This is a genomic window from Rugosimonospora africana, assembly GCF_016862975.1.
Taxonomy (GTDB): Bacteria; Actinomycetota; Actinomycetes; order Mycobacteriales; family Micromonosporaceae; genus Rugosimonospora; species Rugosimonospora africana.
In genome coordinates, this window is record NZ_BONZ01000047.1 from 19,415 (window position 1) to 27,781 (window position 8,367).

Genomic DNA, 8,367 nt, shown 5'->3' on the forward strand with positions numbered 1-8,367 from the left:
CGCCGCTACGCGGGGATCCGGTAGCTGGCCACCAGGTCGGCGAGTGTGCTGGTCGACGCGGCGCGCAGTGCGGCGGTCATCTCCTCGCGGGAAAGCGCCGCGCGGGCCAGCTTCTCGGCCCGGTTGCGGTCGGCGAGCTCGTCCGGCGTGAACAGTGGGGCGCCGAGCCGGGAACGCTCCCGGTCCGACACCACCAGCAACCGCAGCGCCTCCGCCGGCCGGCCCTGCAGGGCGTGCAAGTGGGCCAGCCCCTCGATCGCGTCGAGCTGCCCCTCCGCGATGTCCAGCTCGGTGTAGATCGCCAGCGCGTGCAGGTAGCGCTGCCGGGCATCGTCCAACCGGCCCATCCGTCTGTCCACTGTGGCCAGATTGAAGCGGGCGGCCGCCTCGCCTCGCCGGTCGGCGATCTTTTCGAAGCCGGCCAGTGCGCGGGCGAACATGTCGCCGGCCTCGTCGAGCCGGTCGAGGCAGCGCAACGTACCCGCGGTGTTGTTCAACGCAGCCGCGACGGCCCGGTCGTTCCCGCTGTCTTCGGCAAGTCGCAGGCCCTCGTACCCGTATTCGAGCGAGGCTTCGTAGTCGTGCTGGCCCTGTGCCGTGATGGAGAGGTTGTTGAGACTGGAGATGATGCCGGCACGGTTGTCCAGCTCGCGGAACGTGTCGAGTGCCTGGGTGCCGAGCCGCCGCGCCTCCGCCAGGTCACCACTGTTGCGAGCCAGTGACGCCGCGGCTCGCAGGGCCTGTCCGCGGCGCTGGCTCACCTCGTACTCGGTCGCCTTGAGGGCACGGCGCAGCCAGGTACGGCCATCGAGCATCTGGCCGGTCACCCACCAGTACCACCACATCGAGGTGGCGATGGCCAACCCGGTCTCGGGGTCACCGCCGGAGAGGCTACGTTCCAGCGCGGCCCGGATGTTGTCGTGTTCGGCGCTGATGCTCGCGAGCCACTGCGCGTGGGCCGGCCCGTCGGTCGGGGGAGCGGCGGCGACGAGCTCCTGGTACACCCGGCTGTGTCGGACGCCCGCCTCGCGTTCCTCGGTGGCGGCGCCGTCGGTCGCCAGCCGTTCGGCGGCGTACTCGCGGGTCGTCTCGAGGAGACGGTACCGGCTGCCGCCGCCGGCCGCGTCGAGTCTGTCCACCATGGACCGTTCGACCAGGCGGCTCAGCACGTCGAGCACCTCGTCCGGGGAGCGCGGCGGTGGTCCGGCCGGGTCGGCGCCGACTTGCTCGGCCGCGGCCAGATCGAACCCGCCGGCGAACACGCTCAGCCGCCGGAACAGCACCTGTTGCTCGGGTTCGAGCAGATCGTGTCCCCAGTCGATGGCCGTGCGCATGGTCTGGTGGCGGTCCACCGGCGACGATCCGGACAGCAGGTCCAGGCCGCGGTCGAGCCGTGCCACCAGCTCGCGCAACGACAGCGTCCGCAACCGGGGCGCCGCCAGCTCCAGTGCCAGCGGCAGCCCACCCAGGCGCCGGCAGAGCTCGACGGCGTACGGCTCCTCGTCCGGCTGCAGTCGCCGGCCTCCGCGCGCGGCGGCGGCCCGGTCGCCGAACAGCCGTACGGCGTCGGAGCCGACCGACCGGGACCGCGGGGCGTCGGTGTCCGGTAGGGACAGTCCACCGAGGACAAAGACGTCCTCCGAGGGCAGCCCCAACGGCTCCCGGCTGGTAGCCAGCACCCGCACGGCGGGGCAGGCGGCGAGCAGCTCGTGCACCACCGCGGCTACCGCCGCCCGTACGTGCTCGCAGTTGTCGAGTACCAGCAGCACCCGGCGGGCGCCGAGATGCCTCGCGAGACTCGCCGCGACGGTCTCTCCCGGAAGTTCCCGCCCGCCCACGCTGGCCGCGACCCGCGCCGCCAGAGCCTCGACATCTCCCGCGGATGCCGTGGGGTAGCCGGCCAGCTCGACCACCTGGATCCCGTCCGGGTGGTCCGCGGCAAGCTCGCGCGCCAGCTCGTAGGACAGCCGCGTCTTCCCGCTACCGCCGGGGCCGACGATGGTCAGCAGCCGGGAGTCGCCGAGCAGCGCGGCGCACCGGTCCAGTTCGGACCGTCGTCCGATGAAGCGGGTCCGCGCGGCCGGCAGCTTGAGCGGCTGCGCGAGCGTAGGGTCGCGCCGGCGGATGGCTTCGGCCAGGCGGGTCACCTCGTCGCCCGGTACGGTGTCGAACCTCTCGGCGAGCACGTCGCGCAGCGTCGCGAACGCGGCCATGGCTTCCGCGCTCCGCCCGGCCCGGTGCAGCGCCAGCATCAGGTGCCCGACCAGACCTTCGGCGGTGGGCTGCTCCGCCACCCAACCGGCGAGGTCGGCCAGGATCTCGGCGTGGCGGCCATCGGCGAGGGCCAGGCCGGCGAGTTCCTGCCGGGCCGAGCGCCGCAGCTCGTTCAGCCGGACCGCGGCGGCGGCGATGTCCGGCCCGGTGACGACACCGTCGAAGGGCGGTCCATGCCACAGATCGAGCGCCTGCGCGAGCGTTGCCGCGGAGCGCGCCGGACCGCCGAGCATGTCCTCGAACCGGTGCGCGTCGACGTCATCGGTCGCGATGTCCAGGACGTAGCCGGCCGGTGTCGTACGGACGCGGTCGCCGATAACCTTGCGCAAACCGGAGACGTACACCTGAAGTGCGGCGGTCGCGGTCGACGGCGCCTGTTCCGGCCACAGCTCGTTGACCAGTCGGCCGGCGGAGACCGGATGATTGCGCGCGACCAGCAACGCGGCGAGTAGTGTGCGCTGCTTCGGCGCGGTCACCGCGACAGGTCCGTCCGCATCGGACACCGTAAGCGGACCAAGTACCTGAAAGCGCATCACGTCTCCGGCTTAAGCATTTCTTTGGCGTGCCGAAGCAGGCTAACCAATAGATGGCCAGCAGCAGCGCCGGCCAGCGGCAGGGGGAGTAGAGCGGTGGCACGGACAGCGCGACTGCGGTTGGTCAGCGTGGCGGCGCTGGCAGGAATGACGGCCGTCATGATGGCGATGACCGCCTGTGGCAGCAACAGCGACAGCAACACGGGGGCAAGTGGTGGCAATGCCGCCGCTGTGGACGCGGGCGACGGTGGCGACGCGGGCTCCGGCCTGGGGCCGACGCTCACCGTCACCTTCGACGTGAGCGGTGAGACCGCGCTCAAGGGAGACACGACGTCTACCGCCCCGACAGACAACGGCCAGAGCCCGCAGTCCTGCGCGGCCTACGCCAAGGGCGACGCCTCGGAGGACGGGAAGATCCACTATGTCCTGCCGACGTTCCTCAACGGCGACATCGGTGGCAAGCATGTCCTCATCAACGCGCTGGTCGAGGACTACAAGGGTCCGGGAACGTACGACCTCGATGGCATGGCCGGCCCGGGAGGCGGCACCGACATCGAGGTGGACCAGCGGGCCTACGCGGACCAGCCGGACACTTCCAGCGGGAAGGTCGAGGTCGACGGCAAGGGCGGCGGCACCTTCACGTTCACCCGGCTCGCCTTCTCCGACGGCAACGGGCAGGTCTCGCCCGGCATCAGCGGCAAGGTCTCCTGGACCTGCAAGAACTGAGCGAGCGCCGGACAACTGAACCACGCCGGGCGGGGAGCACGGACGGTCCCGCCCGGCGCTTCTGTCAGCCGCTTACCGGCGTGCCACGGTGAATCGGGTACGGCGATGGCGAGGCGTCTCGGCCTCGTCCACCAGCGCCACGGCCAGATCCTCCGTGGACATCGTCGAGTCGCCGTCGGGATCCGTCAGCAACTCATCGGTGCCCGACCGGTAGCGACCGGTGCGCTGCCCGGGTTCCAGGATCGCGGGCGGGCTGAGATATGCCCAGTCCACGTCCGTGTTGCCGCGGAATACCGCGAACTGGTCGCAACAGGCGAGGGCTATCGCCCGCCACTCCGGCGGAACGTACCGTGGGTCGTCGACCACGAGCGTGCCGCCCGAGCCGGGTACGGTGAGGCTGCCCGCACCGCCGACGACCAGCAGCCGTACCCGGGTGCCGGAGAGCCCCGCGAGCAACGACTTGGCGACGGCGACAAGCTCGCTCTTGTACCCGGCCGGTGGGCGGGTGGCGGCGACCACGACGTCCTGGCCCGCGCTCACCGCCGTCACGTCCCCGACGTCGCAGGCGTCACCGATGTGCGGGCGCACGGACGCGGGTAGCTCCGGCAACCGTGCGGGATCCCGTACGACCGCGGTGACCTGGTGGCCGCGGCTCAGCGCCTCAGCGACGATCCGGCTTCCGGTGTTTCCCGCGGCTCCGAAGACTGCGATGCGCATGGATGTCAACTCTTTCTCTCGATTCGACTGGCTTTTCGGCCGGGGCTCAGTTGCGCGGTGGCGATGGCGATCAGGGCGAGGCCGAATCCGAGCAGTTGGCTGGCGGTGAGGGACTGACCGAGCAGTGCCCAGCCCAGGACGGTGGCGACGACGGGCGACAGCAGCGGAAGGAACGACATGGCGGTGACCGGCAGGCGTGCCAGGCCGGTGAACCACAGCGTGTACGCCAGGCCCGTGCCGACCAGTGAGAGCCACGCGTAACCCAGAATCGCGGGTGCGTCCAGCCCCGGCGGTGCGCCCTCGACCGCGAGCGCGACCGGGACGATCAGCAGGCCGCCCGCGGTGAGTTGCCAGCCGGCAAAGGCCACCGCGCCTACTCCGGGTGGGCGCCCCCACCGCTTGGCCAGTACGGTCCCGGCTGCCATCACCGTGGTCCCGGCCAGGCCCGCCAGCACCCCGGCGAGATCGACGCTCAGCCGCCCGCGCAGGACCATCAGCGCCACCCCGACCACCCCCACCACGCCCCAGCCGAGTCGCCACCAGCTCGGGCTCTCCCTGAGTAGCGGCAGGGCCAGGCCCGCGACGATCAGCGGCTGTGCCGCGGACAGCGTGGCGGCGACGCCCCCGGGCAGCCGGTAGGCCGCGATGAACAGGAGCACGAAGAACGCCCCGATGTTGAGCGTCCCCAGCACGACCGCGCGCCACCACCAGACGCCGTGCGGGAGTCGCCTGCCGATCGCCAGCGCGATCAGGCCGGCAGGAAGCGCGCGAAGCACGCCGGACAGCATCGGCCGGTCCGGCGGCAGCCACTGCGTGGTGACCAGGTAGGTGGTGCCCCAGGTCACCGGCGCGAGCGCGGTGAGGCCGGTGGTCGCCCAGTGACCGGCTGGCCTCCGGGCGGGGGTTGCGGCGGCTGGGCGGGTACGGGTGTCAAGCACCTCTACCTCTCAATGTTGAACTGTTCGACGTTGAACATAAGACCACGTCTGTTATTTTGATGTCAAACATTTCAGCTTTGAGGAGCGAGATGGTCGACAGCGTGGATCGGGTGCTGGACCAGTGGCAGGCGGAGCGGCCGGACCTCGACCCCAGTCCGATGGGTGTCGTCGGCCGCATCCAGCGGGCGTCCCGGCTGCTGGAACGCGGGCTGAGCGAGCACTTCGCGGCGCGCGGGCTGCAGCTCTGGGAGTTCGACATCCTCGCCACGCTGCTGCGCTCCGGAGCGCCGTACCGGCTGACCGCGGGCGATCTGGCGAGCACCTCGATGATCACCTCGGGAGCCATCACGAACCGGATCGACCGCCTGGTGGCGCGCTCCCTGGTCACCCGCGAGACCGACCCCGCGAACCGGCGCAGCGTGCTGATCAGCCTGACCGACCAGGGCCGCGACCTCGTCGACCAGGCGATGAGCGATCACGTCGCCAACGAGGCCCGGCTGATCGCCTCGCTCAGCCCGAGCGAACAGGAGCATGTCGCGAAACTGCTGCGTACCATGCTGATCGCCCTCGGCGACGTGCCGCCCGGCGCTCCCTAGCCTCGAAGCCGGGCATCCGGGCATCCGGGTGTCGGATGGCTGCCGGCGCGACCGGCTCCTCGACGCGCACAATCACGCCACCACCCGCACCGCCAACCGATCTGAAGCGAGGTACCCCATGGATCGACAAGCGGTCGTGACCGGGCAGGCACCGCCCGCACTCGGCCCGTACAGCCAGGCGATCGTCGCCGGTGGCTTCGTCTTCTGCTCCGGCACCGCCGGGATCGACCCCGCCACTGGAGAGATCCCGCACGGGATCGAGGCGCAGACACGGCTGGCCCTGCGCAACCTGGACGCGGTTCTCACCGCCGCCGGTGCGTCGATGGCAACGCTGGTCAAGACCACCATCTTCTACAGCGATGTGGATGATTTCGCGACCATCAACGAGATCTACGCCAGCCACATGCCCGACCCGCCACCGGCCCGGTCCGCCCCCGCCAACGTACGACTCCCACGGGGCCTGCTCATCTCGATCGACGCGATCGCGGTAGTCCAGGCCGGATGACGTGCTACGTATCCACTTCACGCCGGAGGATCTCGTCAGGGTCCGGGTGGCCCCGACGTACGGTCCGCTTGTCGAGGCGATGTTCGGCTTCCGTGCGCTGCGGACGGGAGGGTTCGGCGCCGTACCGGAGCTGTGGCGGCGACGGGTCATCCGCGGCCAGCCCCACTGGGCGGCGCCGCTGAGCGAGGTGTTGGGGCCAGAGTCGGCGTTCGACATCTTCACTCTCCTCGGCAGGGCGTCCACCGCGGCCGAGGGTCTCGAGTCGGTGGCCGCGATGAGCCGCCACCGGTTGGGGACCGAGATCGAGGCCACGGTGCGCTGGCGCGAGCGACGCAGGCTCGACGCGAAACGATGGCCCTCCGCCTGGGTCAACACGGTCGCTGCCGACGTCGCACCCGGGCGCATCCTCGCCCCATTGATCGAGGCGTGCCACGACGCGGTCGTGGCGCCCTACTGGGGGCACATCCGGCGCCAGCTCGCCCTTGAGGTCGCCGCGCGCACGCAGCTCACCGCGGCGAACGGCATCGAGGCGCTCTTCCGTTCGCTACACCCGACCGTACGCTGGCACAGCCCCGCGCTCGAACTGCCGTCGCATCCCGGCCCCCCGGCGGACGTGCACCTGAACGGCCGGGGCATCGAGCTGGTTGCCACAGTCTTCCTGAGCACCGTGGAGGGGCCGTTCTGGAATGCCGGCGATCCGAGCGCGCCGGCGGTGCTGTTCTATCCGGCGGTACCGTGCCCCGCCGACGCCGCGACGATCTTCACGGCGGACACCGAGGCGACGGCGAGCGGAGGCGGCGGTGACGGGCCGCTGGCCGAGTTGATGGGCCGGACGCGCGCGGCTGCCCTTGCGGCTATCGCCGGCGGCTGTACGACGAGTGCCCTTGCCCGCCGGGTCGGCATCTCGAAAGCCGGGGCGAGCCAACACGCCAGCGTGCTCCGGAGGTCCGGTCTTGTCACCACGGTTCGCAATGGGTCCTCGGTCGTGCATGAGCTCACGCCGCTCGGCCGTTCTCTGCTCGCCGGGTCGGACCCGCGGCCGTTGCCGATCCAGGGGGACTGACGGAGCGAGTCGGTCCATTATGGACAGCAGGAGGCCGGTGACCCCACGGCACAACCTTTTCAGCGTCGGCTTAACCTCATGGTGCCAGTGATCGGTCGATCCTAGACTCGCCGCTCATGACCGAACTGGATGAGCAGGGCCGGCCCCAACCGCCCGTCGCGGCCGATGAGGCCGGCATGCTGTTGGGCTTCCTGGAGTACGAGCGGGCGACCCTGGCGTGGAAATGTTCCGGGCTGGGCGCGGCCAGCCTGAGGACAACTCTGGGTCCGTCCCCGATGACCCTCGCCGGGATGCTCAAGCACTTGGCCCGCGTCGAGGACTACTGGTTCTCCTACGCCCTGCACGCGCGGGACACGGCCGTTCCGTGGAACACCGTGGACTGGAAGGCCGACCCGGACTGGGACTGGCGATCGGCCGCCCACGACTCGCCCGAGCAGCTCTTCGCGCTCTGGCGGGATGCCGCCGAACGATCCCGCACCCTGGTGGCGCAGGCGCTGACCGATGGCGACCTGGGACAACGGGCCCGGCGCACCTGGCCCGACGGCCAGCCACCGAACCTGCGCTGCATCCTCGTCACAGTCATCGACGAATACGCGCGGCACAACGGGCACGCCGACCTCATTCGCGAATCGGTGGACGGAATGACCGGGCAGTGAGCGTCCCGTGGAGGCTCAGCGGGTGCGGCGCCCGGTGCGGCGGACGCAGGTCAGCAGCAGCGCTCCGACAGTGACGAGCGCACCGGCCCTGGTGAGCGAGGCGGCCGGGCTGGTACCGGTGACTGGCAGCTCGCCGCCCCTGGCCGTGACGGTGGCGGTGGACGGCTCCGACCCGACCGCGGGGCCGGTCGGGGGTGTGCCGGTGGCGACGCCGGTGTTGACAATGCCGCCGGCGTCGATGTCGGCCTGAGTGACGGTGTACCTGCCGGTGCAGGTGGTCGAGTCCTGGGGAACGAGGGTGGTGGTCGGGCAGGCGATGAGCGGTGGCGTGCCGGTGCCGGAGAATTCGGTGTCGGCGG

At 71.0% G+C, this 8,367-nt stretch carries 9 protein-coding genes; 5 read left to right on the top strand and 4 right to left on the bottom strand.

The window, feature by feature from the left end:
• Positions 1-5: 5 nt before the first annotated feature.
• A complete protein-coding gene (locus Raf01_RS50620) occupies positions 6-2,750 on the bottom strand; it encodes an AfsR/SARP family transcriptional regulator (protein WP_203920396.1) in 2,745 nt (914 codons plus the stop codon).
• Positions 2,751-2,903: 153 nt separating this feature from the next.
• Here Raf01_RS50620 and Raf01_RS24790 point away from each other — a divergent pair, with 153 nt between their 5' ends.
• Positions 2,904-3,533 (top strand): hypothetical protein, encoded by a 630-nt coding sequence (locus tag Raf01_RS24790; protein ID WP_203920397.1) that lies wholly within the window; start codon positions 2,904-2,906, stop codon positions 3,531-3,533.
• 72 nt (positions 3,534-3,605) lie between these two features.
• Here Raf01_RS24790 and Raf01_RS24795 read toward each other — a convergent pair whose 3' ends face one another.
• Together Raf01_RS24795 and Raf01_RS24800 are read right to left on the bottom strand one after the other, a co-directional pair.
• Complete coding sequence (locus Raf01_RS24795) at positions 3,606-4,250, bottom strand: NAD(P)-dependent oxidoreductase (protein WP_203920398.1); 645 nt, start codon at positions 4,248-4,250, stop codon at positions 3,606-3,608.
• Between the two features lie 5 nt (positions 4,251-4,255).
• A complete protein-coding gene (locus tag Raf01_RS24800) occupies positions 4,256-5,188 on the bottom strand; it encodes an EamA family transporter (protein ID WP_239133878.1) in 933 nt (310 codons plus the stop codon).
• 89 nt (positions 5,189-5,277) lie between these two features.
• Between Raf01_RS24800 and Raf01_RS24805 the strand changes: the two genes are divergently transcribed.
• From Raf01_RS24805 to Raf01_RS24820, 4 genes are all read left to right on the top strand, one after another.
• Entirely contained in the window at positions 5,278-5,784 is a 507-nt protein-coding gene (locus Raf01_RS24805) for a MarR family winged helix-turn-helix transcriptional regulator (RefSeq protein WP_239133879.1), read from the top strand.
• 118 nt (positions 5,785-5,902) lie between these two features.
• Positions 5,903-6,289 carry a Rid family detoxifying hydrolase gene (locus tag Raf01_RS24810; protein WP_203920400.1) on the top strand — a complete coding sequence of 129 codons (387 nt, stop codon included), beginning with the start codon at positions 5,903-5,905 and terminating at the stop codon, positions 6,287-6,289.
• A gap of 1 nt (position 6,290) precedes the next feature.
• Positions 6,291-7,352, top strand: a complete 1,062-nt coding sequence (locus Raf01_RS24815; protein ID WP_203920401.1) for a helix-turn-helix domain-containing protein — start codon at positions 6,291-6,293, stop codon at positions 7,350-7,352.
• 116 nt (positions 7,353-7,468) lie between these two features.
• On the top strand, positions 7,469-8,008 hold the full coding sequence (locus Raf01_RS24820) for a DinB family protein (protein WP_203920402.1): 540 nt from the start codon (positions 7,469-7,471) through the stop codon (positions 8,006-8,008).
• 15 nt (positions 8,009-8,023) lie between these two features.
• Here Raf01_RS24820 and Raf01_RS24825 read toward each other — a convergent pair.
• On the bottom strand, positions 8,024-8,367 hold a 344-nt coding region (locus tag Raf01_RS24825), incomplete at its 5' end, for a CLIPPER-2 domain-containing protein (RefSeq protein ID WP_373319561.1).